The sequence below is a fragment of the Mycobacterium colombiense genome (assembly GCF_003284975.1).
GTDB classification, from domain to species: Bacteria; Actinomycetota; Actinomycetes; order Mycobacteriales; family Mycobacteriaceae; genus Mycobacterium; species Mycobacterium europaeum_A.
The window spans coordinates 1-26,167 of record NZ_QMEU01000019.1 but is presented as its reverse complement, the minus strand read 5'-3'; the positions used below and the strand labels follow the sequence as shown (position 1 = coordinate 26,167).

At 66.5% G+C, this 26,167-nt stretch carries 27 protein-coding genes; 11 read left to right on the top strand and 16 right to left on the bottom strand.

Annotated features, from left to right (window positions below; translation table 11 throughout):
* Positions 1 to 16 precede the first annotated feature (16 nt).
* From DQP58_RS09420 to DQP58_RS09410, 3 genes are all read right to left on the bottom strand, one after another.
* Entirely contained in the window at positions 17 to 1,198 is a 1,182-nt protein-coding gene (locus tag DQP58_RS09420) for an AAA family ATPase (protein ID WP_112708146.1), read from the bottom strand.
* A 33-nt stretch (positions 1,199 to 1,231) separates the two neighbouring features.
* The gene (locus DQP58_RS09415; RefSeq protein ID WP_112708145.1) at positions 1,232 to 2,839 is read right to left on the bottom strand and encodes a Na+/H+ antiporter; all 1,608 of its coding nucleotides are present in this window, start codon (positions 2,837 to 2,839) and stop codon (positions 1,232 to 1,234) included.
* 61 nt (positions 2,840 to 2,900) lie between these two features.
* Complete coding sequence (locus tag DQP58_RS09410) at positions 2,901 to 3,818, bottom strand: alpha/beta hydrolase family protein (protein ID WP_112708144.1); 918 nt, start codon at positions 3,816 to 3,818, stop codon at positions 2,901 to 2,903.
* Between the two features lie 118 nt (positions 3,819 to 3,936).
* On the opposite strand from DQP58_RS09410, the gene DQP58_RS09405 reads away from it, so the two are divergent.
* The 3 genes from DQP58_RS09405 to DQP58_RS09395 all read left to right on the top strand — a co-directional run bounded on the left by DQP58_RS09405 (position 3,937) and on the right by DQP58_RS09395 (position 5,891).
* Entirely contained in the window at positions 3,937 to 4,839 is a 903-nt protein-coding gene (locus DQP58_RS09405) for a helix-turn-helix domain-containing protein (RefSeq protein ID WP_112708143.1), read from the top strand.
* Positions 4,840 to 4,938: 99 nt separating this feature from the next.
* A complete protein-coding gene (locus tag DQP58_RS09400; RefSeq protein ID WP_112708142.1) occupies positions 4,939 to 5,373 on the top strand; it encodes a protease inhibitor I42 family protein in 435 nt (144 codons plus the stop codon).
* A gap of 38 nt (positions 5,374 to 5,411) precedes the next feature.
* Positions 5,412 to 5,891, top strand: coding sequence for a hypothetical protein (locus DQP58_RS09395; RefSeq protein WP_112708141.1), 480 nt, complete (start codon positions 5,412 to 5,414; stop codon positions 5,889 to 5,891).
* 3 nt (positions 5,892 to 5,894) lie between these two features.
* Here the strand turns inward: DQP58_RS09395 and DQP58_RS09390 are convergent, their stop codons facing one another.
* On the bottom strand, positions 5,895 to 7,187 hold the full coding sequence (locus tag DQP58_RS09390) for an alpha/beta hydrolase (RefSeq protein ID WP_112708140.1): 1,293 nt from the start codon (positions 7,185 to 7,187) through the stop codon (positions 5,895 to 5,897).
* Positions 7,188 to 7,420: 233 nt separating this feature from the next.
* On the opposite strand from DQP58_RS09390, the gene DQP58_RS09385 reads away from it, so the two are divergent.
* Complete coding sequence (locus DQP58_RS09385; RefSeq protein WP_112708139.1) at positions 7,421 to 7,777, top strand: type II toxin-antitoxin system HicB family antitoxin; 357 nt, start codon at positions 7,421 to 7,423, stop codon at positions 7,775 to 7,777.
* Positions 7,778 to 7,790: 13 nt separating this feature from the next.
* Here DQP58_RS09385 and fdxA read toward each other — a convergent pair whose 3' ends face one another.
* Positions 7,791 to 8,117 carry a ferredoxin gene (gene fdxA, locus DQP58_RS09380; RefSeq protein WP_066871453.1) on the bottom strand — a complete coding sequence of 109 codons (327 nt, stop codon included), beginning with the start codon at positions 8,115 to 8,117 and terminating at the stop codon, positions 7,791 to 7,793.
* Positions 8,118 to 8,281: 164 nt separating this feature from the next.
* Here fdxA and DQP58_RS09375 point away from each other — a divergent pair, with 164 nt between their 5' ends.
* Positions 8,282 to 9,232, top strand: coding sequence for a LysR family transcriptional regulator (locus DQP58_RS09375; protein WP_112708138.1), 951 nt, complete (start codon positions 8,282 to 8,284; stop codon positions 9,230 to 9,232).
* Here DQP58_RS09375 and DQP58_RS09370 read toward each other — a convergent pair.
* Complete coding sequence (locus DQP58_RS09370; RefSeq protein ID WP_112708137.1) at positions 9,229 to 9,945, bottom strand: sirohydrochlorin chelatase; 717 nt, start codon at positions 9,943 to 9,945, stop codon at positions 9,229 to 9,231. The two genes, DQP58_RS09375 and DQP58_RS09370, sit on opposite strands and share 4 nt — an antisense overlap.
* Positions 9,946 to 9,952: 7 nt before the next feature.
* Positions 9,953 to 11,620, bottom strand: coding sequence for a nitrite/sulfite reductase (locus tag DQP58_RS09365; RefSeq protein WP_112708136.1), 1,668 nt, complete (start codon positions 11,618 to 11,620; stop codon positions 9,953 to 9,955).
* Between the two features lie 283 nt (positions 11,621 to 11,903).
* Between DQP58_RS09365 and trxB the strand changes: the two genes are divergently transcribed.
* The 3 genes from trxB (at position 11,904) to DQP58_RS09350 (ending at position 14,617) form a co-directional block, all read left to right on the top strand.
* Positions 11,904 to 12,914 carry a thioredoxin-disulfide reductase gene (gene trxB, locus DQP58_RS09360; protein ID WP_112708135.1) on the top strand — a complete coding sequence of 337 codons (1,011 nt, stop codon included), beginning with the start codon at positions 11,904 to 11,906 and terminating at the stop codon, positions 12,912 to 12,914.
* Positions 12,911 to 13,264 (top strand): thioredoxin, encoded by a 354-nt coding sequence (gene trxA, locus DQP58_RS09355; protein ID WP_066861867.1) that lies wholly within the window; start codon positions 12,911 to 12,913, stop codon positions 13,262 to 13,264. The genes trxB and trxA overlap by 4 nt, the downstream gene beginning before the upstream one ends.
* Positions 13,265 to 13,396: 132 nt before the next feature.
* Complete coding sequence (locus tag DQP58_RS09350) at positions 13,397 to 14,617, top strand: N-acetylmuramoyl-L-alanine amidase (RefSeq protein ID WP_112708134.1); 1,221 nt, start codon at positions 13,397 to 13,399, stop codon at positions 14,615 to 14,617.
* Between the two features lie 3 nt (positions 14,618 to 14,620).
* Here DQP58_RS09350 and DQP58_RS09345 read toward each other — a convergent pair whose 3' ends face one another.
* From DQP58_RS09345 to rpmH, 9 genes are all read right to left on the bottom strand, one after another.
* Positions 14,621 to 15,382, bottom strand: coding sequence for an acetyltransferase (locus DQP58_RS09345; RefSeq protein WP_066861859.1), 762 nt, complete (start codon positions 15,380 to 15,382; stop codon positions 14,621 to 14,623).
* Between the two features lie 265 nt (positions 15,383 to 15,647).
* Positions 15,648 to 16,634, bottom strand: a complete 987-nt coding sequence (locus DQP58_RS09340; protein ID WP_112708187.1) for a ParB/RepB/Spo0J family partition protein — start codon at positions 16,632 to 16,634, stop codon at positions 15,648 to 15,650.
* A gap of 23 nt (positions 16,635 to 16,657) precedes the next feature.
* Complete coding sequence (locus tag DQP58_RS09335) at positions 16,658 to 17,617, bottom strand: ParA family protein (RefSeq protein ID WP_240629691.1); 960 nt, start codon at positions 17,615 to 17,617, stop codon at positions 16,658 to 16,660.
* Entirely contained in the window at positions 17,614 to 18,351 is a 738-nt protein-coding gene (gene rsmG / locus DQP58_RS09330) for a 16S rRNA (guanine(527)-N(7))-methyltransferase RsmG (protein ID WP_112708132.1), read from the bottom strand. Before rsmG ends, DQP58_RS09335 begins: the two co-directional genes overlap by 4 nt.
* 74 nt (positions 18,352 to 18,425) lie before the next feature.
* The gene (locus tag DQP58_RS09325; RefSeq protein WP_112708131.1) at positions 18,426 to 18,992 is read right to left on the bottom strand and encodes a protein jag; all 567 of its coding nucleotides are present in this window, start codon (positions 18,990 to 18,992) and stop codon (positions 18,426 to 18,428) included.
* An 81-nt stretch (positions 18,993 to 19,073) separates the two neighbouring features.
* Positions 19,074 to 20,168, bottom strand: coding sequence for a membrane protein insertase YidC (yidC, locus tag DQP58_RS09320; protein WP_112708130.1), 1,095 nt, complete (start codon positions 20,166 to 20,168; stop codon positions 19,074 to 19,076).
* Complete coding sequence (gene yidD, locus DQP58_RS09315; protein WP_112708129.1) at positions 20,152 to 20,499, bottom strand: membrane protein insertion efficiency factor YidD; 348 nt, start codon at positions 20,497 to 20,499, stop codon at positions 20,152 to 20,154. Before yidD ends, yidC begins: the two co-directional genes overlap by 17 nt.
* Entirely contained in the window at positions 20,496 to 20,855 is a 360-nt protein-coding gene (gene rnpA, locus DQP58_RS09310; protein WP_112708128.1) for a ribonuclease P protein component, read from the bottom strand. The genes yidD and rnpA overlap by 4 nt, the downstream gene beginning before the upstream one ends.
* Positions 20,856 to 20,878: 23 nt before the next feature.
* A complete protein-coding gene (gene rpmH, locus DQP58_RS09305) occupies positions 20,879 to 21,022 on the bottom strand; it encodes a 50S ribosomal protein L34 (RefSeq protein WP_003874369.1) in 144 nt (47 codons plus the stop codon).
* Positions 21,023 to 21,620: 598 nt separating this feature from the next.
* On the opposite strand from rpmH, the gene dnaA reads away from it, so the two are divergent.
* The 3 genes from dnaA to recF all read left to right on the top strand — a co-directional run bounded on the left by dnaA (position 21,621) and on the right by recF (position 26,082).
* Positions 21,621 to 23,156, top strand: a complete 1,536-nt coding sequence (gene dnaA / locus DQP58_RS09300) for a chromosomal replication initiator protein DnaA (protein ID WP_112708186.1) — start codon at positions 21,621 to 21,623, stop codon at positions 23,154 to 23,156.
* A gap of 568 nt (positions 23,157 to 23,724) precedes the next feature.
* Positions 23,725 to 24,924: a DNA polymerase III subunit beta gene (dnaN, locus tag DQP58_RS09295; protein ID WP_112708127.1), complete on the top strand. Its 1,200-nt coding sequence runs from the start codon at positions 23,725 to 23,727 to the stop codon at positions 24,922 to 24,924.
* Entirely contained in the window at positions 24,925 to 26,082 is a 1,158-nt protein-coding gene (gene recF / locus DQP58_RS09290) for a DNA replication/repair protein RecF (protein WP_112708126.1), read from the top strand.
* The last annotated feature ends 85 nt before the right edge of the window (positions 26,083 to 26,167 follow it).

Below are 26,167 nucleotides of genomic sequence, written 5' to 3'. Positions count from 1 at the left end.
AGTGGGCAATTTTCGGCTAGCGCGTGCCCCAGTCCCACCGGGGCGTGGTGATCAGGGTCTGGCCGCTGATGCGTGTTTCGCCCCAGTCCTTGTACAGCTCGATTTCGACGGCCTCGCCGTCGGAGCCCTCGCCCAGCGGATTTGTGCCCAGAAATTCCAGCAGCGAGCGGGAGTGGGTGACCACGAGGACCTGAGTCTTGGCGGCGGTGGTGCGGATCAGTGAGGCCAGCGGGGCCACCAGGTCGGGGTGCAGCGAGGTCTCGGGCTCGTTCAGCACCATCAGCGACGGCGGTTGCGAGCTCAACAGCGCGGCGGCCCATAGCAGGAAACGCAGTGTGCCATCGGATAACTCGGCCGAGCGCAGTGCGCGCAGCATGCCGCGCTGGCGCAGCTGGAGGTCGAACAGCCCATCATGGATGGCCACCGAGACGGTGGCCCCGTCGAACGCCTCGGCGACCGCCCGGGTCAGGTCGTCGAACCCCGATTCGAGGATCGTCTGGATCGCGGCGGCGAGGTCGCTGCCGTCGTCGGAGAGCACCGGGGTGCGGGTGCCCACCTGCGGGTGGCGCGCGGGCGCTCCGGCGTCGACGCGGAAGCCGTCGTAGAACCGCCAGCCGCGCAATCGTTCTCGCACGGCGGCCAGTTCGGGAAGCGCGTGCGGGTGGGCGTACTCGGCGAGCACGCTGTGATACGACGGCAGGGCTCGGGACAATTCGTCGAAACCGCTGCCGGAATCCGCGCTGGCCTCGGCGAAGACCCGCGACCGTCGCACCAGCGTCGTGCTGGGCCGCAGCACCGGACCGGCGAACAGCACCTCGCGTTTGATCTCCGGATCGCGGGCGAACACGGACTTGCCGGCCGACTGCGGCAGGCCCAAGTCCACCAGGTAACCGAAATCGTCTGCGGCGAAGCCCATTTCGAGGGACACGGGCCGGGTGCGCACGGTGCCCTCGGTTTTCCCGGAGCGTCGCGCGCCGGCCGGCTGCTCGGGGCCCGCCCACAGCACCGACTGCAGCCCGCCCTCGCGGGCCAGCGACCCGATCACCTCACCGCGGCCGCAATCGGCCAGCAGCCGCAGCGCGCGATACAGCGACGACTTGCCGGCGCCGTTGGCGCCGGTGATCACCGACAGCCGGCCCAGCGGCAGGATCACCTCGCGCAGCGAGCGATAGCCGCGGATCGCGACGGTGTGCAGCATTTGGCCGACTGTACGGTCGGGCACCGACGGGCCTTACTCCTCCTCGTCGCCGTCGTCGATCGCGGCGGCGAGCAGCTGCACTTCCTCGAGATCCATCTCGTTCTGCAACTCGCGCAGCACGATGTCGTCGATCAGGTTCTGGTTGCGCAGCGCGGTGATCTCGCGGCGCTTGTGTTCGAGCACGCCCAGGCGCACCCGCCGGACCTTCTCGCGGCCCTTGAGGATGCGGGTGTCCGGCGAACCGTCCTCGGTGGCCAGCACCAGCGCCGCCTTTTCCTCGTACTCCTTCTGCAGCCGGCGCCTCAGCTCGTCGCTGAGGCCGACTTCGTCGGCGACCGTGGGCAGTGCGGCCAGGGCGGCCTGCGTGCCCCGACAACGAGCCAGTTGCAGCTCCTCGGCGTGGGTGGCGTCCTCGGGCATGTTCGCCCATCGGACGACGGCGGGCAGCGTGCTGCCCTGCACCAACACGGTCACAAGGATGACGACGGTGACGATGAAGATCAGCAAGCTGCGGTCGGGGAACGGCGCGCCGCTCAGCGTCGTCATCGGCACGGCCACCGCCGCGGCCAGCGAGACGGCGCCTCGAAATCCCGCCCAGACGGTGACGAAGCGCTGCCGCCAGGTGACCCGACGTTCGCGTTGCACCTCGCGGCGGTCGATGAGCCGGATCAGCAGCGTGGTGATTTCTCCCCAGAAGATGCGCGACACGATGACCACGCCGGTGATCACCAACGCCACGAACACGGCGTGGCGAACTCCGCCGTCGACGCCCACGATGCCGCGCAGCGCACCCGGGATCTGGACGCCGACGAACACCCACAACGACCCGTTGAGCAGGAAGGTCGCGATGTCCCAGAAGGCGAAGGACTGCAGCCTGGAGCGGGCCCGGATCACCAGCGGGCTGGCGTAGGCGAGGACCAGGGCCGCCACCATCACCGCGACCACGCCGCTGCATTCCAACGACTGAGCCAGCAGGAAGGCGGCGAACGGCGTCACCAGGCTCAAAGCCCCTTCCTCCTGGGGCGCGTCGATTCGTTTGCGCAGGAGCGTCACCGCGCCACCGACCAGCAGCCCGGCGGCGATGCCGCCGAGGTAGGACACGATGAACCGGACGGTCACCTCGGGCGGGGTGATCGAGGCCCCGCCGATCGCGACGTTGACGCTGACGGCGAACAGGACCAGGGCGGTGCCGTCGTTGATCAGACTCTCGGCCTTCAGCACGGTCAACGAGCGCCGTGGCAGCTTCTTCGCCAGACCGGCCACCGCGGCCGCGTCGGTGGGCGACAAGACCGCGCCCAGGACGCCGGCCGCGTGTGGATTCATGCCCAGCGCCCGTGCCGTCCACGACACCGCGACCGCGGTGGCGATCACCAGGACGACGCTGAGAAAGACGATGATGCGCGCGTTGGCCCGGATCTCGCGGAAGCTGGTGTTGAGGCCCTCCCAGTACAGGATCGCGGGAAGGAACAGCAACAACACAATCTCGCCGTTGACATGAATGTGCGCGAAATGGGGGATCAGGCCCACCAGGACGCCCAGGAAGATGAGTAGCACCGGGGGGCCGACGCGGTAGCGCCGTCCGATGACCGTCCCCACGATGACGGTGGACACCAGGGCAACGATCAGTTCGAGGCCAAACACCAGCCCATCCTGCCGGACCCGCTAAGTTTGCGCGGCTTCGGGTTTGGGCGGGTCAGGGTTGTCAGCTGATGTGCTTGTCGAACCACTCGATCGGAAGCTCGGGGTGCGCACCGAAGAAGTTGTAGCCGTCGAAGCGGCGGTCGGTGCCCTCGATCCAGTAGAGGCGCTTCTGCTCGACGGGGATCGCGTCGTAGATGTCTTGCACGTCTTGGGGTCGCGTCATCGTGTCGTCGTGCACCTGGGCCACCAGAGTGGGCACGGTGACGGCCTTCATGTGCTCGAGCGGTGACTGCTCGGACAGATGGAAGCCGGTGCGCTCGTGCACCGCCTTGTCGAACTTCTGGTAGCCGTCTTCTATGCCGATGCTCTTGACGAACTCCTCCACGATGTAGCGCCCGGAGACCGGCTGCAGCATCACCATTGCCCGAATTTCGGAGAACTCGTCCGGGTGCTTGGACCAGGCGACGGCGGTCGAGTCTGCCCCCAGGCAGACGGACAGCAAAGCCTTCTTCATGGTCTTGGTGTCCGGACGGGCCGCCGCGTAGCGCAGCGAGCCGATGACGTCGCGGTATTCGGTCAAGCCGATGCCGGCAATGCCGCCGTTACCCTGCCCGCTCATCCCGTGGTTGCGGATGTCGTAGGCGAGCACGTTGTATCCCGCGTCGTGCAACGCCCTGTATTCGGGCAGGAAGTTGACTTCGAATCCGCCTAAGCCACCGAATTCGGGAAGGTGACCCGGGTAGCCGTAGCGATTGCCGGGCAGGAAGTGGTTGTGAATGATCAGCCTGTCGGAGTCGGCCGGGATGAACCAGCCCTCCAGCGGCACTCCGTCCATCGACGGAAAGAAGACGTTTTCGTAATCGAGACCGACCTCGTCGGGACGTCGCAGAACCGGGGCGCGGCGTCCTGCCGTCGTGCCAGTGGTCCACAACTGAACAAAATTGTCGAATGCTGCCTGCGTCTGATTGTCGCTTGCCATGTGATGACCTCCTTTTCTGCGACGCTACGCACGCGGAGGGCGAGCAGGGAGCCATCAATTATCGGGGGTATCAGCAGCCCCTGCCTGGCGCGGCCGGTGTTTGCCTACTGTGGCGAATATGGACATCGCCAAGGACATCAAGGAGTTCTTGATGACCCGGCGGGCGAGAATCAGTCCAGAGCAAGTGGGGTTGCCGTCCGGCCGGCGACGGCGAGTGCCCGGTTTGCGGCGCGAGGAAGTCGCGCAACTGGCCGCGGTCAGCACCGAGTACTACACACAGATCGAGCGTGGCAGCGTTGCGGGCGTGTCGGACGACGTGCTGCATGCCGTGGCGTGTGCGCTCCGGCTCACTGACGACGAGACGGCCCACTTCTTCGACCTGGTGCGCGCGGCGATCGGCACGCGGACGGGTGGCCGCCCGAGGCGGGAAGCCGGGCAGACGATTCCCGATGGGATCCAGGCTCTGATTGACGGCATGGCCACCTCGCCCGCGATCGTCATGAACGGAAGCCTGGACATCCTCGCAGCTAATCGGCTTGGCCGAGCGTTGTATGCCCCCATGTTCGACCGGGCGACCGGTGTCCCGAACTTCGCTCGGTTCATCTTCTTCGACGCCTATGCCGACCAGGTGTTTCCCGAATGGAATAGGTCAGCCGACGAGGTCGTCGCCATGTTGCAGGCCGAGGCCGCCCGCTCGCCTCACTCGCCCGAGATCACCCGGATCGTCGGCGAGCTGGCGACCCGCAGTGACGACTTTCGCGGCCGCTGGGCCGCCCACAACGTCACCGCGCATCGGCACGGCGTGAAAGTTTTTCGCCATGCGGAGTTCGGCGAGTTGACCTTTACCTACAACGTTTTCGCAGTCACGGCGGCGCCGGGCCTGTCGTTGGTCGGCTATACCGCGGACCCGAATTCGCAGTCCGAGCAGGCGCTGAAGATTCTCGCGAGCTGGAGCCTCGATCAGCAGGCCGCAGATCGCGGTCGGGTCGGCCGCGAATCCCCTAGCACGGCAATCGAGTAAGCCCTGTGTCCTGGCGAGGGAGCGACGGCGGAGCTCGTCGCCTATCTTCGGTCTGGATCAGACCTATTAGGCTCCGGAGCGACACCGAAGGGGGATTTGGTGAAGGTCAGGCTGCTGGTGACAGTCGCCGCGCTCATGTTGTCGACGGTGGTGGGCTGCCACTTCGCCTCCAGGAACCCGCCGTCGACCAAAACGCTCCACGTCCCCATGACCGACGTGCTGACCCAGAGCGAGATCAGCCAGACCGTCACCCTCGCCGTCGGCAACACCCTGATCGTGCAGTTGGGCTCGAACTACACCACGCCCTACCGGTGGAACCCCGACACCAAGATCGGCGACTCGTCGGTCATCAAACAGCTCAATCACGAGTTCGAGCAGCCGGCTTCGGATGCTTTGGGGGCGCCAGGCACCGAGGTGTGGACCTTCGCCGCGCTGAGACCGGGGACCACCACCGTCAGCACGGCCTACACCAGCTTCGTGGGTAAGGACACCAAACCCGCATGCACCTACACGCTGACCGTCACCGTGCAATAAGGCTGCGGGCTCATCGTCTGTCGGGCTACGGTTCGGTCGTGTTCGGATTTCTTCGCAACCTGACCCGGATCGGCCAGCTGCCCGCGCCGTTGCGCGAGGAACTCGAAGCCGAGGGGCTCACCTTCAGCGCGGGACGGGTCGGGGTGGTCCGCCACTTCAGTGGCCATGTGCCCGGGGTGTATTCGGCCTCCGGGGTGTCCCGTTATAAGGGCGGGTTCGCGTTCAGCGCCGCCCGGATCGTCGCCACCTTCCCGGCCCGCGGCGACGCCAACCTGCGCTCCCTCGACTGCCCCTGGGACACCGACAAGGGTCCGGCCCGGGCCACCATCACCGGCAAGGGCCTCGGGATCGAGATCGATCTGCACGGCGTCGACCCTGCCTTCAGCGGCTCGATGCGGCTCAACTACAAGAAGAAGATCCCCGACGAGGTGCTCGAAGCCCTGCCCCGGACGGCGCTGCGGGTGCCGGTGGACCCGGTGTTCGTGTACCGGGCGGCCGGCGTGCGTCCCAAGGCCTGACCCCTACGAAACCTCCGGCGCCGCAAGCACATCGGCGCGCAGGTGCGCCGCGTAGACCTCGGCGAGGAACTGCTCGATGGCGACCGCGGTGTGCGCGGCGCGGACCGAGCCGAAGATGTCGAAAGCGTGCTGGGTGAACGGCAATTCGGCGTAGACCACCGGTTGGGCACTGGTTTTCCGCAGCTGCTCGACGAACGTGCGGGCCTGCTCGACGTAGGCCAGCGAGTCGTTGCGCCCGTGCAGGACGAAAAACGGAGGAGCGTCGCAGTTGACGTGATTCACCGGCGACGCGGCTTCGAACGTCTGCCGGTGCGTGTCGGGCTTCTGCTTGATGATCGACTTGATCAGCAGCCCCGGCATCATCGGGTGCAGCGTTTTGTCGAATCGGGTGAAGTCGTAGATGCCGTAGAACGGCACCGCCGCCTGCACCCGGGTGTCGGCGTCTTCGAACCCCGGCTGGAACTGCGGGTCGTTCGGCGTCAGGGCGGCCAGCGCCGACAGGTGACCGCCGGCCGAGCCCCCGGTGATGACGACGAAGTCGGGGTCGCCGCCGTATTCGGCGATGTGCTCTTTGACCCAGGCGAGGGCGCGCTTGACGTCGACGATGTGGTCGGGCCAGGTGTTGCGCGGGCTGTGCCGGTAATTGATGGCCACGCAGACCCAGCCCAGCTCGGCGAGGTGGCTCATCAACGGATGCGCTTGTCCCCGTTTGTTTCCCGTCGTCCAAGCGCCGCCGGGGATCTGGAAGAGCACCGGCGCCTTGCCGGCCGGGTCGAGGTCTGGACGGCGCCAGATGTCGAGGTGGTTGGCGCTGCCGTATTCGCCGTAGCTGATGTCGGAGTCGTGGGCGTAGTCCCGGTAGATCCGCAACATCCTCAGCAGCCCCGGCGCCTTGGCGGTGCCGGCGCCGGCCGGCCGGCGCCACAGACCCCTCGTCTCGGTGAGCCGATCGGGCCCCAGCCCGTCGTCCAACGCCTCGGTCAGCGGAACGTTGGCCCGATGTCCCGCCCGGCTGAGGTTGAGCAGGCCGAGGGCCGAGAGGGCGGCGACGACCCACGCGATGATGCGCAGCGGTGGGTTGAGACGACGGCCGGTCAGCGCCAGCCCAGCGAGCTGGCTCAGCAGCGTCTGCAGCGGTAATTCGGTGACGACGAGCCCGAACATCCAGGAGTACAGCGACGGGAATCCGCCGCGCGCCAAGGGGCGGTAGGCGTTGACGGTGGACGCCGCGGTGACGGTGGTGACCGCGGCCGCCCCTATGTGCCGGATGACGTGGAGGATTCTCGCTGTCCGCATGGCCTCACCTTACGAGTAGCTGACTCTCGGATTCGCTAGCGCATGCGCTAGCGGATGTGGGAAGGGCTTTGTCGTCTTGGAGAGGTGCCGGCCTCGCCAGCCCGCCGTGCCGCACCCGCTAGCCCGCCGTGCCGCACCCAACAGCCCGCCGCCTCGCCCCAACACGCCGCGCACCTCTCCGGGTGGGGATGAGTGACTCGCGAAACCGCTAGCGCCCGTGCTACCAACCCGGCGTGAACCACTACACCTACCGCGTCGCGTGGTCGCCGTACCACGGCCACTACGTCGGCACCTGTCTCGAGTTGCCATTCATGCGGCGCGAAGCGCCGACCGCGCAAGAGGCCATCGGCGAAATCGAGACGGCCGTCGACCGGCACGTCGAAATCATGTTGTCGACCGGCGAAACGGTCCCGACCGCCATGGCGGACCGCCGCTACAGCGGCACGATCGTGATCAGGACATCCTTGGAGCTGCACAGCCACCTCGCTGTCGAGGCCGCCGAACAGCGGGTCTCGATGAACCAGTGGGTGGTGCAGAAGCTTTCGGGTCGGCGGCCCAGCGACACGTTCGGGCTCTCCGGCTGGGACTAGCGGCCCGCGACAGCTAGGACGCTTCCGCCCTGCTTTCCAGCTCCTTGACCGGGGCGGGGTCGTTCTCGGTCAGCCCGACCTTCGCCGCGCCGCCGGGCGAGCCGAGCTCGGTAAAGAAATCGGCGTTGATCTGAAGGTATTGGCTGTGCTCGTCGGGCAGGTCGTCCTCGTAGAAGATGGACTCGACCGGGCACACCGGCTCGCAGGCACCGCAGTCGACGCACTCGTCGGGGTGAATGTAGAGCATCCGCGCGCCCTCGTAGATGCAGTCGACGGGGCATTCCTCGATGCACGCCTTGTCCTTGATGTCCACACAGGGTTCGGCGATCACGTAGGCCACGGGGGTTGTCCTTCCTTCTGGCTAGCGGGGTCAGCCGGGTGCGGCCGTCAAAACACGGTCAGGCTGGCTAATTTAGCGGCTCGTGCCGGGCGTGAGTAGAGGTGCGGCGTTGTGGTGTCACAAGCTATAGTTGTGTCACACGATTTGATTGTGAGCCGCCGCCCATGCCCCTCAGCCCCCGGCTGCCCGAACTCGCGTCGTTCGAGGCGTTTCTGGCGATCGCCGAGACCGGCAGCCTCGGGCGGGCCGCCCGCCAACTCGGGTTGACCCAGCAGGCCATTTCCCGCCGGCTCGCCACCATGGAGGCCCAGATCGGCGTCACGCTGGCCGTCCGCACGACGCGCGGCTCGCAACTGACGCCCGCCGGCCTGATCGTCGCGGACTGGGCGACCCGCCTGCTCGAAGTCGCCAACGAGGTCGACGCGGGTCTGGGTTCGCTGCGCAAGGAGGGCCGCGAACGCATCCGGGTGGCGGCCAGCCAGACCATCTCCGAACAACTCATGCCGCACTGGCTGCTGTCCCTGCAGGCCGAGGCGGCCCGGCGCGGCGACACTGCGCCTCAGGTGCTCCTGACCGCCACCAACAGCGAGCACGCCATCGCCTCCGTCCGCGACGGCAGCGCCGACCTGGGATTTGTCGAAAACCCCGGCACGCCAAAGGGTTTGGGCAGCTGCGTGGTGGGGGAGGACGAGCTGGTAATCGTGGTCCCACCCAATCACAAGTGGGCGCGGCGGTCGCGGGTGGTCACCGCGCGCGAACTCGCGCAGACACCGTTGGTGGCCCGGGAACCCCATTCGGGCATCCGCGATTCGCTGACGGCGGCGTTGCGCAAGGTGCTCGGCGAGGACATGCAGCAGGCCACGCCCGTACTGGAACTGACCTCCGCGGCGGCCATGCGCGCCGCCGTGCTCGCCGGCGCCGGCCCGGCCACCATGAGCCGGCTGGCGGTGGTCGACGACCTGGCGGACGGCCGGCTATACGCCGTCAACATCCCGGAGTTGGATCTACGTCGCAAGTTTCGGGCCATCTGGATCGGCGGACGCACACCGCCGCCGGGGGCGATCCGCGACCTGCTCAGCCACATCACCAGCCGCACCGCGGCTGCGAAAGCTTAGGCCGCGGCGTCGTCGGCCAGAGCCTGGTCATAGCGGTCCAGCACCGTCTCGGCCACCAGCCGGTGCGACCCCAGCGGCGCCGCCATCGGAATGTCGTTGTCGCGGGCGAACTTTGACACGCCGTCGGTGATGAAGCCGGGCGCCAAGAACCACGGCGCGATGACCAGCCGGCGCGCGCCGCGACGGCGCAACTGCTCGGCGGCGCGGGCCACCGACGCCTCGGGCCGGGTGGCGAAAGCCGTTGTGGCCGCCGCCCAGTGGGTGCCGGCGGCCAGGCGGGGCGCCACCTTCGCGGTGCGCGCGTTGGCGGCGAGGTTCGACGAGCCGATCGCGACCACCATCACCCCGAGAGCGTCATCGTGTGGCGACACCCCGACCTCGGCCAGGCGCTCGCGCAGCACCGAAACCAGCCGATCGTCCTCGCCGAGCACGTCGGCCTGCTGGATGCCGCGCGCTCCGGCGTCGGCGATCTGCTGGGGGATGTCCAAACGCGCGTGATAGGCGCTGGCCAGCAGGAACGGCGTGACCACCGCGCGGCGGCTGTCCGGCAACCCGGCCAGCACGTCGACGAAGTTCGGGGTGTTGAGCTCGAGGAACGCCAGCCGCACGTCGAGGTCGGGCCGCATCCGCGAGAGGCGATCGGCCACGGCTTCGGCGTTCGCGCCCGACCGGGGGTCGCGGCTGCCGTGTGCGGCGAGTACGAGCGTGTTCATCGGATCCTCAGCGGAGCTCTTCCTCGTCGGCGTGCAGCGCCCAGGAGGCGAACGTCTCGCCGTCCTCGCGTCCGTCGAGGTACTTGCGGGTGACCCGGTCGATGTAGTCGCCCAGTTCGGCGCTGGTGACCTTGTGCTGGCGCAACTTTCGGCCGAAGCCGCTCTGCTCGCCCAGGCGGCCGCCGAGGTGCACCTGGAAGCCCTCGACCGAGTTGCCGTCGCCGTCGTCGATCCACTGGCCCTTGAATCCGATGTCGGCCACCTGGATTCGGGCGCACGAGTTGGGGCATCCGTTGAGGTGCACGCTGATCGGCAGGTTGAGCCTGGAATCGATGTCGGCCAGGCGCTGTTCCAGCTCGGGCACCAAAGTCTGTGCGCGCACCCGGGTTTCGGCGAACGACAGCTTGCAGTATTCGATTCCGGTGCACGCCATGGTGTTCTTGCGCCAGGACGACGGCCGTGACGGCAGGCCCAGCGCGTCCAGGCCGGCGACCAGTTCGTCGACCTTGTCGTCGGCGACGTCGAGGATGACCAGCTTCTGGAAGGGGGTCCAGCGCGCCCGGTCGGAGCCGGCCTTCTCCATCAGGTCGGCCACCGCCGACAGGGTGCTTCCGGTCACCCGCCCGACGATCGGCGCGACGCCGACGGCGTTGAGCCCGTTCTTGATTCGCTGCACCCCGACGTGGTCGATGGTGTGTTTGACCGGCGTGGGCGCCGGCCCGTCGATCAGCCGGCGGTTGAGGTATTCCTGTTCGAGAACTTCACGGAACTTCTCCACGCCCCAGTCCTTGACCAGGAACTTCAGCCGGGCCTTGGCGCGCAGCCGCCGGTAGCCGTAGTCGCGGAACAGCTGGGTGACGCCCTCCCAGACGTCGGCGACCTCGTCCAGCGGCACCCACGCGCCGAGGCGCTGGGCCAGCATCGGGTTGGTCGACAGGCCGCCGCCCACCCACAGGTCCAGGCCGGGGCCGTGTTCGGGGTGGTTGACGCCGACGAACGCGACGTCGTGGGTCTCATGGGAGACGTCCTGCAAGCCGGAGACCGCGGTCTTGTACTTGCGCGGCAGGTTGGCGTACTCGGGGTTGTTCAGCGAGCGGCGGACGATCTCGTCGATCGCGGGCGAGGGGTCGAGGATCTCGTCGAGCGAGTCACCGGCCAGTGGCGACCCGTGGATGCCACGCGGGCAGTCGCCGCAGGCCTCGGTGGTCTGCAGCCCCACGGATTCGAGCCGGCGCCAGATCTCGGGGACGTCCTCGATGCGGACCCAGTGCAGCTGCAGGTTTTCCCGGTCGCTGATGTCGGCGGTGTCGCGGGCGAATTCGGTGGATATCTGGCCCAGGGTGCGCATGGTGTGCGCGGTCATCGCCTTGCCGTCGGAGCGGACCCGCATCATGAAGTACTTGGCTTCGATCTTGTCGGTGTTCTCGTCGCCGGTCCAGCTGCCGTCGTAGCCCTGCTCACGCTGGGTGTAGAGGCCCATCCAGCGGAACCGCCCGCGCAGGTCGTCCTTGGCGATGCTGTCGAAGCCCTGCGTGGCGTAGACGTTGATGATGCGGTCGCGCACGTTGAGCGGCGCGTCGTCGGACTTGAACTGCTCGGCGTGGTTGAGCGGTTCGCGATCGCCCAGCGCCCACTGACCGTCGTTGCGAGTCTTGACGGGACGTGCGGTGGTCATGGCGTTCTCATTCCTCGCGGCGGCGCGTTGAGGGCGGTTATGCGGCCTCAGGGTGGGCTGTCGGGCCGCGGCATCGCGATGATGTTGGGTCTGTAGGTACCCGCAAGTTCGTCGTTGGACCCACGGGTCGCGATTTCCATGGTGCACCAGTTACGGCGGCGTCAGTAGAGGTCATGTGTTGTGAAGGCACAACCGTCCGTTGTGTGCGCTGCTTCACGTCTATGCCTTGGCGGCCAGCGGGATTGGGCCGGTGTGTGCCGGATGCGCAGTAGGGTGGCCGCTTATGAGCACCTCCGACGTCCATGACGTGATCATCATTGGTTCGGGTCCTGCTGGGTATACCGCGGCGTTGTATGCGGCGCGGGCGCAGTTGGCGCCGGTGGTGTTTGAGGGGACGTCGTTTGGTGGGGCGTTGATGACGACGACCGAGGTGGAGAATTTCCCGGGTTTTCGGGACGGGATCACCGGTCCGGAGTTGATGGATCAGATGCGTGAGCAGGCGCTGCGGTTTGGGGCGGATCTGCGGATGGAAGACGTCGAATCCGTCTCGCTGCAGGGTGCGGTCAAGTCGGTCACCACCAGCGAGGGTGAGACGGTGTCGGCGCGGGCGGTGATCTTGGCCATGGGTGCGGCGGCCCGGTATTTGGGGGTGCCCGGGGAGCAGGAGTTGTTGGGTCGCGGGGTGTCGTCGTGTGCGACCTGTGATGGTTTCTTTTTCAAGGATCAAGACATTGCGGTGATCGGGGGTGGGGACTCGGCGATGGAGGAGGCCACCTTTTTGACCCGCTTTGCCCGTAGCGTGACGTTGGTGCACCGGCGCGAGGAGTTTCGGGCGTCGCGGATCATGCTCGAGCGGGCCAAGGCCAACGACAAGATCACCATCCTGACGAACAAGGCGGTCGAGGCGGTCGAGGGTGAGTCCACGGTGACGGGTTTGCGGGTGCGTGACACGCGCAGCGGTGAGGTGTCGACGTTGCCGGTGACCGGGGTGTTCGTGGCCATCGGTCATGACCCGCGTTCGGAGTTGGTGCGCGAGGTGCTGCAGACCGATCCCGACGGGTATGTGCTGGTCCAAGGCCGCACCACGAGTACCTCGATTGAGGGGGTGTTCGCCGCCGGGGACCTGGTGGATCGCACCTACCGCCAGGCCATCACCGCCGCCGGCAGCGGCTGCTCGGCCGCCATCGACGCCGAACGCTGGCTCGCCGACCACGAAGAGTCCAGCGCCGCCGCCCAAGGCGACGCCACCGAATTTCCTGGCAGTACCGACACATTGATTGGAGCACCACAATGACCGACGCCGAAAAAGCCGGGGCCACAATAGAAGTCTCTGACGCGTCGTTTTCCACCGACGTCTTGTCTAGCAATAAGCCTGTGCTGGTTGACTTTTGGGCCACGTGGTGCGGCCCCTGCAAGATGGTGGCGCCGGTCCTCGAAGAGATCGCCAGCGAGCGGGGCGAACAGCTCACCGTCGCCAAGCTCGACGTGGACGCCAACCCGGAAACCGCACAAAGCTTCCAGGTGGTCTCCATTCCCACCCTGATCCTGTTCAAAGACGGGCAGCCGGTGAAGCGGATCGTCGGCGCCAAGGGCAAGGCCGCATTGCTGCGCGAGCTCTCGGACGCGGTTCCCAACCTCAGCTGATCTTCATTTGACTCGTCGCACCACGCCCCGCGCATAGCCTGGGGTTTTCCCGAATTGACGAAGCGTCTGCGACAATACGGTTAGCTGTTGCCCATTTTTGAGCTCGTCAGTTAGTCCCGGAGGGCCCCCTGTATGTCGAGTCCGCGCCGCGAATACGGCGACGCGCTGCGCTGCGGTGACCGCGGCGCTGCTGTGACCGAGATTCGGGCGACGCTGGCCTCGCTGGGCCTGCTCGATGGCTCCGACGACGATCTCAACACCGGCCAGCAGGTGACCCTCGAACTGTTCGACGCCGAACTCGACCAGGCGGTGCGCGCTTTCCAACAACATCGCGGCCTGCTGGTGGACGGCATCGTCGGTGAGGCCACCTACCGGGCGCTCAAAGAGGCGTCGTACCGGTTGGGCGCCCGCACGTTGTACCACCAATTCGGTGCTCCGCTGTTCGGCGATGACGTGGCCACGCTGCAGGCCCGTCTCCAGGATCTGGGTTTCTACACCGGCCTGGTCGACGGATACTTCGGGTTGCAGACGCACAACGCGTTGATGTCGTATCAGCGCGAGTACGGGCTTTCCGCCGACGGGATCTGCGGTCCGGAAACGTTGCGCTCCTTTCACTTCCTGAGTTCACGGGTCAGCGGCGGATCGCCACACGCGCTCCGCGAAGAAGAGCTCGTTCGCTCATCGGGCCCCAAGCTGTCCGGCAAGCGGATCATCATCGATCCGGGCCGCGGCGGCGCGGACCACGGCGCCATCATGCAGGGGCCGTCCGGACCGATCAGTGAAGCAGATGTGTTGTGGGACTTGGCCAGCCGGCTCGAGGGACGGATGGCCGCGATCGGCATGGAGACCTTCCTGTCGCGACCGGTCAATCGCAGCCCGTTGGATGCCGAGCGCGCCGCCACCGCCAACAACGTCGGCGCCGATCTGATGATCAGCCTGCGCTGCGAGAGTCAGGTCAGCGCCGCCGCCAACGGGGTGGCGTCGTTTCATTTCGGGAACTCACACGGTTCGGTCTCCACCATCGGGCGGAATCTCGCCGACTTCATCCAGCGGGAAGTGGTGGCCCGCACCGGATTACGAGACTGCCGCACGCACGGCCGGACGTGGGACCTGCTGCGCTTGACCCGGATGCCCACGGTGCAGGTTGACGTCGGCTACATCACCAACCCGCGCGATCGCTCGATGCTGGTATCAACGCAGACCCGTGATGCCATCGCCGAAGGAATCCTGGCCGCGGTCAAGCGGCTGTATCTGCTGGGCAAAAACGACCGGCCCACTGGCACTTTCACTTTCGCCGAGTTGCTGGCCCACGAATTGTCGGTGGAACGCACCAGCCAGCTGGGCGGATCTTAGCCGTTAACCACCCGCCGTGGTTTTCAACGTTTTCAGCGCATTTGCCGCCGTAGACCCGGCGCCGACCGGCTGCTCCAGGTGTGCGCTCTCCAGCAGCCGTTCCAGCGCCGCCTCCACTTCGGCCTTCCAGCCCAGACCCTTGTCGAGCTCGAGCCGCAGTCTTGGGAAATACGTATGTGGTGCTACCACAACGAAACCCGCGTCTTTCAAGAACTCCGCGTCCATGACGCAGTGGTCCACCGAACAGTCGCCCACCGCTTCCAGCACCGGCCGCACGTCGGGACCGACCAGCCGCGGATCCTGCAGTTCCGACGCCGCCGGGGTGCGGCCGAACGCCTCGAGCGCCCGCACGCCGCGGCGCACCAGCTCGTCGATCACCCGCGCGATCAACCCGTTCGGTAGATCGTCGGCCGCCGGCCCGGGTTCGATGCCCATCGACGTCAACAGCACGGCGTCCGCGGAGACCGGACCGGTCGGGAACCGCTGCGCCCGCGGCACCGCCCGCGGCGGGGCGTAGAACACGTAGCCCAGGCACGGCGGCTCGGACTGGCTTCGCTCGTCCGGGACCGCGGTCGCGACCTGTCCGCACGAGCCCCACTCCAGCATCACCATCGACAACCACGCTTCTTTTTCGAACTCGGGGTCGGCGAGGTGGTCCTGATTACCGAGGGTCGCTGGATCGACTTCCCAGAAGACGCACCGACGTGCGTGCTTGGGAAGCTGCTCGAATGCCTCGAGCCGTAGCGGCGTGATTCGAGCGGACACTAGCCTCCTGGCTCCTGTGCGGTACTGCAGCCATCTGCACCGGCAACCCCTCCAGGATAGGAGAGGTGGTCGTGATCGGGCCAGCTTTGGCCTGGCCACCGGGGTTGACGCACCCGGACCGCCGGCCTTCTGCGGCCGTGGCACGTCGATTATCGAAAGTTGTTGATGCGCATGCTGTTTCGCTGATCTACGACGCCGGGGGTAGGCGGCCCGCCCGCGAAAGCGGCCCCCGTGTCACAGTGACGTAATTACACGATGTCCTAGTTCATGCCTTGGGCGGGGACATGACGTCGATGATCCGCTGCAGATCGTCCACCGAGCCGAATTCGACGACGATCTTGCCCTTGCGCTTGCCCAGGCTGACGGTCACCCGCGTGTCGAAGGCGGTCGAGAGTCGATCGGCGACGTCCTGCAGGCCCGGCATTTGAATCGGCTTGCGCCGCGGCGCCGTCGGCGTGGCCGGACCGCTCCGGTTGGCCACCGTGACCGCCTCCTCGGTCGCCCGCACCGACAGCCCCTCGGCGACGATCCGGGTGGCCAACTCCTCCTGTGCCTCCGCCCCGGCCTCCAGCGACAGCAACGCGCGCGCGTGACCCGCGGACAGCACCCCAGCGGCCACCCGGCGCTGCACCGCGATCGGCAGCTTGAGCAACCGGATCATGTTGGTGATCAGCGGCCGCGACCGGCCGATGCGCGCCGCCAGTTCGTCGTGGGTGACCCCGAACTCGTCGAGCAGCTGCTGGTAGGCGGCCGCCTCTTCCAACGGGTTCAGCTGCACCCGGTGGATGTTTTCCAACAGGGCGTCGCGCAGCAGATCGTCGTCACCGGTCTCGCGCACGATCGCCGGGATGGTCGCCAACCCGGCCTCTTGAGCCGCGCGCCAGCGCCGCTCCCCCATCACGATCTGATAACGCGCGCCGCTCGCGGAATCCTTGACGGCCCGCACCACGATCGGCTGCAAGAGGCCAAACTCGCGGATGGAGTGCACCAGTTCCGACAGCGCTTCCTCGTCGAAGACCTGCCGTGGCTGACGCGGGTTGCGCTCGATGTCGGCCGGCGCGATCTCGCGGTAGACCGCGCCCATCGACGACGCGTCCTGCGGCGGCGGTCCCCCGATCAACACGTCGGCGGCGGCGTCGCCCATCCGCGGCCCGAGCGTTGCCGGCCCCGAGTCGCCCTCCGCGGGGCCGGTCGGAATAAGCGAAGCCAGGCCCCGGCCGAGGCCACCCTTCTTGCGTAACGGCTGCGTCATGGTCGTCCCTTCGCGGATGGTGGTCAATCGCGCTCGGCGAGTTCGCGGCTCGCATCGAGATAGCTCATCGCCCCGCGAGAACCGGGGTCGTAGTCGATGATGGTCATGCTGTAGCCCGGTGCCTCGGAAACCTTGACGCTGCGCGGAATCACCGTCCGCAAAACCTTGCTACCAAAATATCGGCGCACCTCTTCTGCGACCTGGTCCGCGAGTTTGGTGCGACCGTCATACATGGTCAGCACCACGGTGGTCACCTCGAGCTTGGGATTGAGGTGGGCCTTCACCATCTCGATGTTGCGCATCAGCTGCGAGACGCCCTCCAGCGCGTAGTACTCGCATTGGATCGGGATCATGACTTCCGGCGCGGCGACCAGCGCGTTGATGGTCAGCAGGCCGAGCGACGGCGGGCAGTCGATAAAGACGCAATCGAAGTCCAGGTTGTCGAGATCGGCCAATGCGGTGCGCAGGCGGTTCTCACGCGCGACCATGCTGACCAATTCGATTTCGGCGCCGGCCAGATCGATCGTGGCCGGGATGCAGAACAGGCGCTCGTTGTGCGGGCTCTGCCGCAGCGCATCGTGCACCGAGACCTCGCCGAGCAAGACCTCGTACGACGACGGCGTTCCCGACTGCCGGTCGGTAATACCGAGCGCCGTGCTCGCGTTGCCCTGGGGGTCGAGATCGATGACGAGGGTTTTGAGCCCCTGCACCGCGAGCGCTGCCGCGAGGTTGACCGCGGTGGTCGTCTTGCCCACGCCGCCCTTTTGGTTGGCGACGGTGAAAACGCGGCGATGCGATGGCCGGCGGAGCGGCGGGTAGGTGGTGTGCAGCACGCGCATCGCGCGTTCGGCGGCCGCCCCGATCGGGGTGTCGAATTCGGCCGTTGTTTCACGTGAAACATTGGCCGCCGGCGCGGGCGCCGCCGTCTCGCGAACGTCCTCCGGTGCGTGGTGAGCCACCGGCCAATCTTCTGGAGAAGTCATCGGGTTCGGGCCTTCCCGGTCCGTGCCGGCTTGTGGTGTGGCGGCTTTCCGCGGCGCGCTGACACTACGGTTGCGGGGGGACGCAAATAATTCGCGCCACATGTCACCACCCTGACATCAGCGGCGCCCGATGCAGCCATCACACGCCGGTACTGTTCAACTTCGTCGAACGCCCGCTCCCCCTTGACGGCGAGCATTCGGCCGTCGGGCCGAAGCAGCGGCAAGCTCCACTTCGTCAGCTTGTCCAACGATGCAACCGCTCGCGACACCGCAGCATCCCTCTCCCCGAACCGGTTGCGCACGCCCGGCTCCTCCGCACGGCCACGGACGACCACGACGGCTAACCCTAGTTCGTGGATGACCTCGTTGAGAAATTCGCTGCGGCGCAGCAGTGGTTCGAGCAGGACGACGTCGAGATCCGGTCGCGCGACCGCCAGCGGTATCCCGGGCAAGCCCGCCCCACTCCCGATGTCGATGATGCGCTCGCCTGGATGGAGGAGCTCGGCGAGGGCCGCGCTATTCAGAATGTGGCGATCCCAGATGCGGTCGACCTCCCGCGGCCCGAGCAGCCCTCGCTCCACGCCGGCGGTGGCCAAAATCTCCGCGTACCGGCGGGCGATGCCCAGCCGCTCACCGAAGACCGCGGCAGCCACGTCCGGCGACGAGCCCTGGTCGGCGCCCTCCTCCGCCGAGCCCGCCGAATCGGCGGAACCGACATGTTTCACGTGAAACATCCTCTAGTTGGAACGCGCACTGTCGACCTTCGGAGTTCGACGGGCCGGAACTACATGGCTGTAACTTGGCGAGGTCAGTCGTGCAGAACGACCACGCGGCGCGACGGCTCGACGCCCTCGCTCTCGCTGTGCACCCCGGCGACCGCGGCGACGGCGTCGTGCACGATCTTTCGTTCGAACGGCGTCATCGGGGAGAGCTCTTCACGTTCGCCGGATTCGAGCACCCGCCGGGCGACCTTGTCGCCCAGCGCCGCCAGCTCCTCCCGGCGCCGCCGACGCCAGCTCGCGATGTCGAGCATCAGCCGGCTTCGCACGCCCGTCTTCTGGTGCACCGCCAGCCGGGTGAGCTCCTGTAGCGCGTCAAGCACCTCACCCCCGCGGCCCACCAACTTGTTCAGATCGTCGCTGCCGTCGATGCTCACGACGGCGCGGCTGCCTTCGACATCCAGATCGATATCGCCGTCAAAGTCCAACAGGTCCAACAACTCTTCGAGGTAGTCGCCGGCTATCTCGCCCTCGGCGACCAAGCGCTCCTCCAGATCATCGATCTCTTCCGAGCCCGCCTCGGCGGCATCCTCGGCGGCCGATCGCGTGTCGAGTTCGGTATCGGCGTCGCGCTCGGTGGTCTCGGCGTCTGTCATGTCTTCTCTCCCTCAATCAATGGGCCCCAGCCCAACTCGGGTCGCCCTGTCCCGGCGGCCCCGTTAGTCATTCCGCCCGTATCAGCGTTTGCGTTTTTTCGGCCGCGCCCCGGGCCGTGGTGTGCGGTTGGTCGGGCCGTCGCTCTCCTCGGTGGCTGCCGCGTCGGCCCCATCGAAATCCGCGCTCCCCGAACCGGACGCACCCGTCTCGGCGTCAGGTGTCGACGAGCCGTTGCCACCCGACGATGCCGCCTTGGGATTCCGCTTCGGCTTCGCACCCGGCGCCGGGGCGTTCGCCGCGCGACGCTGGATCGCTTCCTGCTTTTTGGCTTCGTCCTCTTTCTCGATCATCCCGAAGACGTAGTGCTGCTGCCCGAAGGTCCAGATGTTGTTGGCGAACCAGTACAGGATGATGGCCAGCGGAAGGAACGGGCCACCGACGACGACGCCGAGCGGGAACACGTACAACGCGAGTTTGTTCATCATCGCGGTCTGCGGGTTGGCCGCCGCCTCCGGGCTCTGCCGCGCCACCGAGGCCCGGCTGTTGAAGTAGGTCGCGACGCCGGCCAGGATCATCACCGGCAACCCCACCGCGATCACGGCCGGCCGACTGAAGAAGGTGAACGCGTCCAACCCGGTGCGCTGGGTCATGAAGGCGCCAATCGGTGCGCCGAACAAGTTCGCGTCCAGGAAGTGGCCGACGTCGGTCGGGGTGAAGACGTAGTTTCCGGTGAGCCGGTTCTGCGCCACCGACAGGTGCGGCTGCCCGAACCCGCCTGTGGTGCGGTTGAACGAACGCAAGACGTGATACAGACCGATGAACACCGGGATCTGCGCCAGCATCGGCAGGCAGCCCAAGATGGGGTTGAACCCGTGTTCGCGCTGCAGCTTCTGCATCTCGAGCGCCATCCGCTGCCGATCCTTGCCGTACTTCTTCTGCAGCGCCTTGATCTGGGGCTGCAGCTCCTGCATCTGGCGCGTGGTACGGATCTGCCGGACGAACGGCTTGTAGAGCAACGCCCGCAGGGAGAAGACCAAGAACATCACTGACAGTGCCCAGGCGAAGAAGTTCGACGGCCCCAGCATGGCGGCGAACAACTTGTACCAGACCCACATGATCCACGACACCGGGTAGTAGACGAAGTCCAGACTGAAGAAATCAAACAAAAGATTCACTCTCCCCTCGCGCCGCTCCGGGGACCCGGGCGGCGCTGGCATCTTGGCAATTCACGTGGCATCCGGGGCGGTCCGGGATCGGGTCCCAGCCGCCTTCATGCCATGGTCCGCATTTGGCGAGTCTCGCCGCAGCCAACCAGCTCCCCCGAATCAGGCCGTACTCGTTGAGCGCATCGACCGCGTACTGGCTGCAGGTCGGGACGAAGCGACACGTCGCCGGACGTAGCGGCGACACCATATGCCGATACAGCTGAATCAGGAAAATCACTCCGCGGGCGGTCGCTCGTCCGGCGTTGCCAACCAATGCGCGCAGCCGGGTCGAGATCGTCACGGCTTGCTTCCCGCCGCCGGCACGCGTCGCAAACACCGGCGCAGTTCCTGCTCGAGCCGGGCCGAGGAGGTGGTCCGGCTGCTGGGCAACGCGCGGATCACCAACCGATCGGATTGGCCGAGCTCGCCCAGCAGCGTTCGGGCGACATGCCGCAGCCGACGAGCGACCCGGTGGCGTTCGACGGCGGACCCGACGGGCTTGCCGACCACCAGTCCGACGCGCGGCGCGCGAATTTCGTCACCATCTTCGCCCCGGTGAAAGTGCACGACGAGATCGGACTGTGCCATCCGAATCCCGTGCTTCACCGTCGCGTCAAAGTCAATTGACCGCGTCATGCGGTTGCGTGCGGGAAGCACCGCCGAAGGACCTGACGTTGCGATCAGGCAGAGAGCGCGCGGCGACCCTTGCGGCGCCGACCGGACACGATCGCGCGTCCGGCACGAGTGCGCATCCGCAGGCGGAAGCCATGCACGCGGGCTCGGCGCCGGTTATTCGGCTGAAAGGTCCGCTTGCCCTTGGCCACGACGTTCTCCTCGTTGTGTTGCCATCCGGCCGCTCAGACGTTTCGCATCGGGCTCGTCTGCGGTTCGACCGGAGGTGGTCTTGGTGCTACTGGCCGGCGCGGTCCCCAGGTGGTTCGGGTCGCAGCCGTATCGCCGACTTTCGGGCGACTGTTTGAGGGTACTGACGAGGCTTCGCCTGGTCAAACCTGGCCTGCCGCAACGAAGCCGCGCACGCCTGCCGGAAAGATTTTCCGTTTCGGTCACACTCGCCGCGGACGTGGCTACCATAACGAGCCGAAGCAAGCCCTACGTACCCTAAATGACCCGATTGGAATGCAGCAGAACGGTTGGCAGCCGAACGGAAAACTGTTAGCTTCTGCGAAGTCGATTTAGACTAAAGCAGCGCTCGACAACGAAGCGAGGATGGTGGATCGACTAGCTGCCTAGACAACCTTCCGGGGTTCTCTTCCAGCGCGGAGATCGCGAGCCGTCGCCGGTAGGTTGTGGCTCGCCTACGATCATCCTGTCCACACCTGTGTATAACTATGTGGACAGTTGCTTTGTCGCCAAGCGTGTGTGACTCGGGTCGGGACGTTCGAGAACCAGGGAGATGCGTCGTTGACCGATGACCCCGGTTCCAGTTTCACGGCAGTGTGGAATGCGGTCGTTTCCGAGCTCAATGGGGAGCCCCCTGCGGACGGCATGACGGCCAACCGCACGACCCTGGTCACTCCCCTCACTCCCCAACAACGTGCCTGGCTCAATCTTGTCCGCCCGCTGACCATCGTCGAGGGATTCGCGCTGCTGTCGGTGCCGAGCAGCTTCGTGCAAAACGAGATCGAACGACATCTGCGGGCACCCATCACCGATGCGCTCAGTCGGCGGCTCGGCCAGCAGATTCAACTGGGTGTTCGCATCGCTCCCCCGCCCGACGATGTCGAGGACGCGCTCATCCCGCCGGCCGAACCGTTCCCCGGAGCCGAACCTGCCTTCCCCGCCGACGGTGCGGCCATCGACAACGACGAAGCGTTCGACAACGGCGAGACGGTCACCGGCAACCAGCCGGGGTGGCCGAACTACTTCACCGAGCGGCCGCACGCGATCGATCCGGCCGTCGCCGCCGGGACGAGCCTCAACCGCCGCTACACCTTCGACACATTCGTCATCGGTGCCTCCAACCGGTTCGCCCACGCTGCCGCCCTGGCGATCGCCGAAGCGCCGGCGCGGGCCTACAACCCCTTGTTCATCTGGGGCGAGTCCGGTCTCGGCAAGACCCACTTGTTGCACGCCGCCGGCAATTACGCGCAGCGGCTGTTCCCTGGCATGCGAGTCAAGTACGTCTCCACCGAGGAATTCACCAACGACTTCATCAACTCGCTGCGCGACGACCGCAAGGTCGCCTTCAAGCGCAGCTATCGCGACGTCGACGTGCTGCTGGTCGATGACATTCAGTTCATCGAGGGCAAGGAAGGCATCCAGGAAGAGTTCTTCCACACCTTCAACACCCTGCACAACGCCAACAAACAGATCGTCATCTCCTCGGACCGCCCACCCAAACAGCTGGCCACGCTGGAAGATCGGCTGCGGACGCGGTTCGAGTGGGGCTTAATCACCGACGTCCAGCCCCCCGAACTGGAAACCCGGATCGCCATTCTGCGCAAGAAGGCACAGATGGAGCGGCTGGCGGTGCCCGACGATGTGCTCGAGCTGATCGCCAGCAGCATCGAGCGCAACATCCGTGAGCTCGAAGGCGCCCTGATCCGCGTCACGGCGTTCGCCTCGCTGAACAAGACGCCGATCGACAAGGCGCTGGCCGAGATTGTGCTTCGCGACCTGATCGCCGACGCCAGCACCATGCAGATCAGCGCGGCCACCATCATGGCGGCCACCGCCGAATACTTCGACACCACGGTCGAAGAGCTCCGCGGCCCCGGCAAGACCCGAGCGCTGGCCCAATCGCGCCAGATCGCGATGTATCTGTGCCGCGAGCTCACCGATCTGTCCCTGCCCAAGATCGGGCAGGCATTCGGCCGCGACCACACCACGGTCATGTACGCGCAGCGCAAGATCTTGTCCGAGATGGCCGAGCGGCGTGAGGTTTTTGATCACGTCAAGGAGCTCACCACTCGCATCCGTCAGCGCTCCAAGCGCTGAAATCTCTTCTCTCCCCGGCGCTCCCGGCCCTGATTCCGGGCTTTCGCTGCGCGTGCTCGTAATTTTTTTCGAGAAACTTCACACCCGTCCGTCACACCCGCCACAGCCAGGGGATGTGGGTAGGACTGTGCACAACGCAATTAAACGCCGGTGCAGTAACACGGCTTGGGTGCACAGTCGTCATTCGTCCCCACCCGCCCAACACGTCGCCCACAGGTGTTCACGCGGCGATGCACAACCCGATCGCGGCGCTAGCTGGCCCGAGACGCCGCTGTCCCCAGATTGCACAGGCCTTAATACTGGTACTGAGATCTCTTCATCGGTTCTTCTTTGAAATACAGGCTTGGGGACGCTCGGTGCACACTCGTCGTCTGAGGCTCGGTCAGCTCGGGTTGTCGGGGTTTGCGATTAGCTTTCAAGATGGCGTCGAAGGATCTACGGTTGTTCTTCGACTGCCGTTGCGGTCGCCGTTGGCTCATCACATGTCACCGGCGTTCGTGGCGGAGCCCCGTGCTAGCGGGGGAGGCTAGCCAATGGATTCGAAACGCTGAGTAGGTGAAGGGACGCTATGGACGCGGCGACGACAACGGCTGGCCTCAGCGACTTGAAATTTCGTCTGGTGCGGGAGTCTTTCGCCGACGCGGTGTCGTGGGTGGCGAAGAACCTGCCGTCCAGACCCGCGGTGCCGGTGCTCTCCGGTGTGCTGCTGTCCGGCACCGATGAGGGCCTGACGATCTCCGGATTCGATTACGAGGTTTCCGCCGAGGCGCAGGTTGCAGCCGAAATAGCTTCTCCGGGAAGCGTTTTGGTGTCCGGTCGGCTGTTGTCGGACATCGTGCGGGCGCTGCCCAACAAGCCCATCGACTTCTACGTCGACGGCAACCGGGTGGCATTGCACTGCGGAAACGCCAGGTTCTCGTTGCCGACGATGGCCGTCGAGGACTACCCGACGCTGCCCGCGCTGCCCGAAGAGACCGGGACGCTGCCCGCCGACCTGTTCGCCGAGGCGATCAGCCAGGTGGCCATCGCGGCCGGCCGCGACGACACGTTGCCGATGTTGACCGGGATCCGGGTTGAGATTTCGGGTGACACGGTGGTTTTGGCGGCCACCGACCGATTCCGCCTGGCGGTTCGCGAGCTGACCTGGTCGGCGGCCTCGCCGGACATCGAAGCCGCGGTCCTGGTGCCGGCCAAGACATTGGCCGAAGCCGCCCGGACCGGGGCCGACGGCTCCGAGGTCCGGTTGGCACTGGGTGCGGGTTCGGGCGTCGGGAAAGACGGATTGCTCGGCATCAGCGGTAACGGCAAGCGTTCCACCACCCGTCTGCTGGATGCGGAATTCCCGAAGTTCCGCCAACTGCTGCCGGCCGAGCACACGGCCGTCGCCACCATCAACGTGGCCGAATTGACCGAGGCGATCAAGCTGGTGGCGTTGGTCGCCGACCGGGGCGCCCAGGTGCGGATGGAATTCAGCGAGGGATCGCTGCGCTTGTCGGCCGGCGCCGACGATGTTGGCCGGGCCGAAGAAGACCTCGCGGTCGATTTCGTCGGCGAGCCGTTGACGATCGCGTTCAACCCCACGTATCTGACCGACGGCTTGGGATCGGTCCATTCGGAGCTGGTGTCGTTCGGCTTCACGACGCCAGGCAAGCCGGCGCTGTTGCGGCCGGCCGTGAGTGATGACAGCCACCCGACCGGCCCGGGCCCGTACAGCGCCCTGCCGACCGATTACGTCTACTTGTTGATGCCTGTCCGGTTGCCTGGCTAGGTGTACGTCCGGCATTTGGGACTGCGCGATTTCCGGTCCTGGGCACACGCCGACCTCGAATTGCAGCCTGGTCGGACGGTCTTCATTGGATCCAACGGCTTCGGGAAGACGAATCTCCTTGAGGCGCTGTGGTATTCGAGCACCATGGGCTCGCACCGGGTGGGCACGGACGCGCCGTTGATCCGCGCCGGGGCCGAGCGCGCGGTGGTTTCCACGATCGTGGTCAACGAAGGCAGGGAATGCGCGGTCGATCTGGAGATCGCGGCGGGCCGGGCGAATAAGGCGCGGCTGAATCGTTCCCCGGTGCGCAGTACGCGCGAGGTGATTGGGGTGCTGCGCGCGGTGCTGTTCGCCCCCGAAGACCTGTCGCTGGTGCGCGGCGATCCATCCGACCGGCGCCGCTACCTCGACGATCTGGCGACGGTGCGCCGCCCGGCGGTGGCCGCGGTGCGCGCCGACTACGAAAAGGTGCTGCGGCAGCGCACCGCGCTGTTGAAATCTCTGTCCGGGGCGCGCTACCGGGGCGACCAGAGCGCACTGGACACGCTCGACGTGTGGGACAGTCGCCTGGCTGAATACGGTGCCCAATTGATGGCCGCCCGTATCGATTTGGTGAACCAGTTGACGCCAGAGGTTGAAAAGGCCTACCAGCTGCTGGCCCCGGGATCGCGCACCGCATCCATCGGCTATCGCTCCAGCCTGGGTGCCCAGGCCGGGACGGACATCGCCGGCGCCGACCGGGAGTTCTTGGAAGCCGCCCTGCTCGCGGCGTTGTCGGCGCGCCGCGACGCGGAGCTCGAACGCGGCGTGTGTCTTGTCGGCCCGCACCGCGACGATCTCGAACTGTCGCTCGGGGATCAGCCCGCGAAAGGTTTTGCCAGCCATGGCGAATCCTGGTCCTTGGCGTTGTCGTTGCGGCTGGCCGCATACGAATTACTGAGGGGCGAAGAAAGCGAACCCGTGTTGTTGCTCGACGACGTCTTCGCCGAGCTCGACGCCGCCCGGCGCCGCGCGCTGGCCACGGTCGCCGAATCCGCCGAACAGGTGCTGGTCACCGCGGCGGTGCTGGAAGACATCCCGGCGGGCTGGGACGCCCGCCAGGTGCACGTCGATTTGCGTGACGGCGACTCGGGCCGGGTGTCGGAGATGCACTCATGACCGGTGCCGATGAGAGACCCCGTGCCCCGTCGAATGCCCTGAGTGGTATCGATCTGGTCCGCCGCACCCTCGAGGAGGCCCGGGC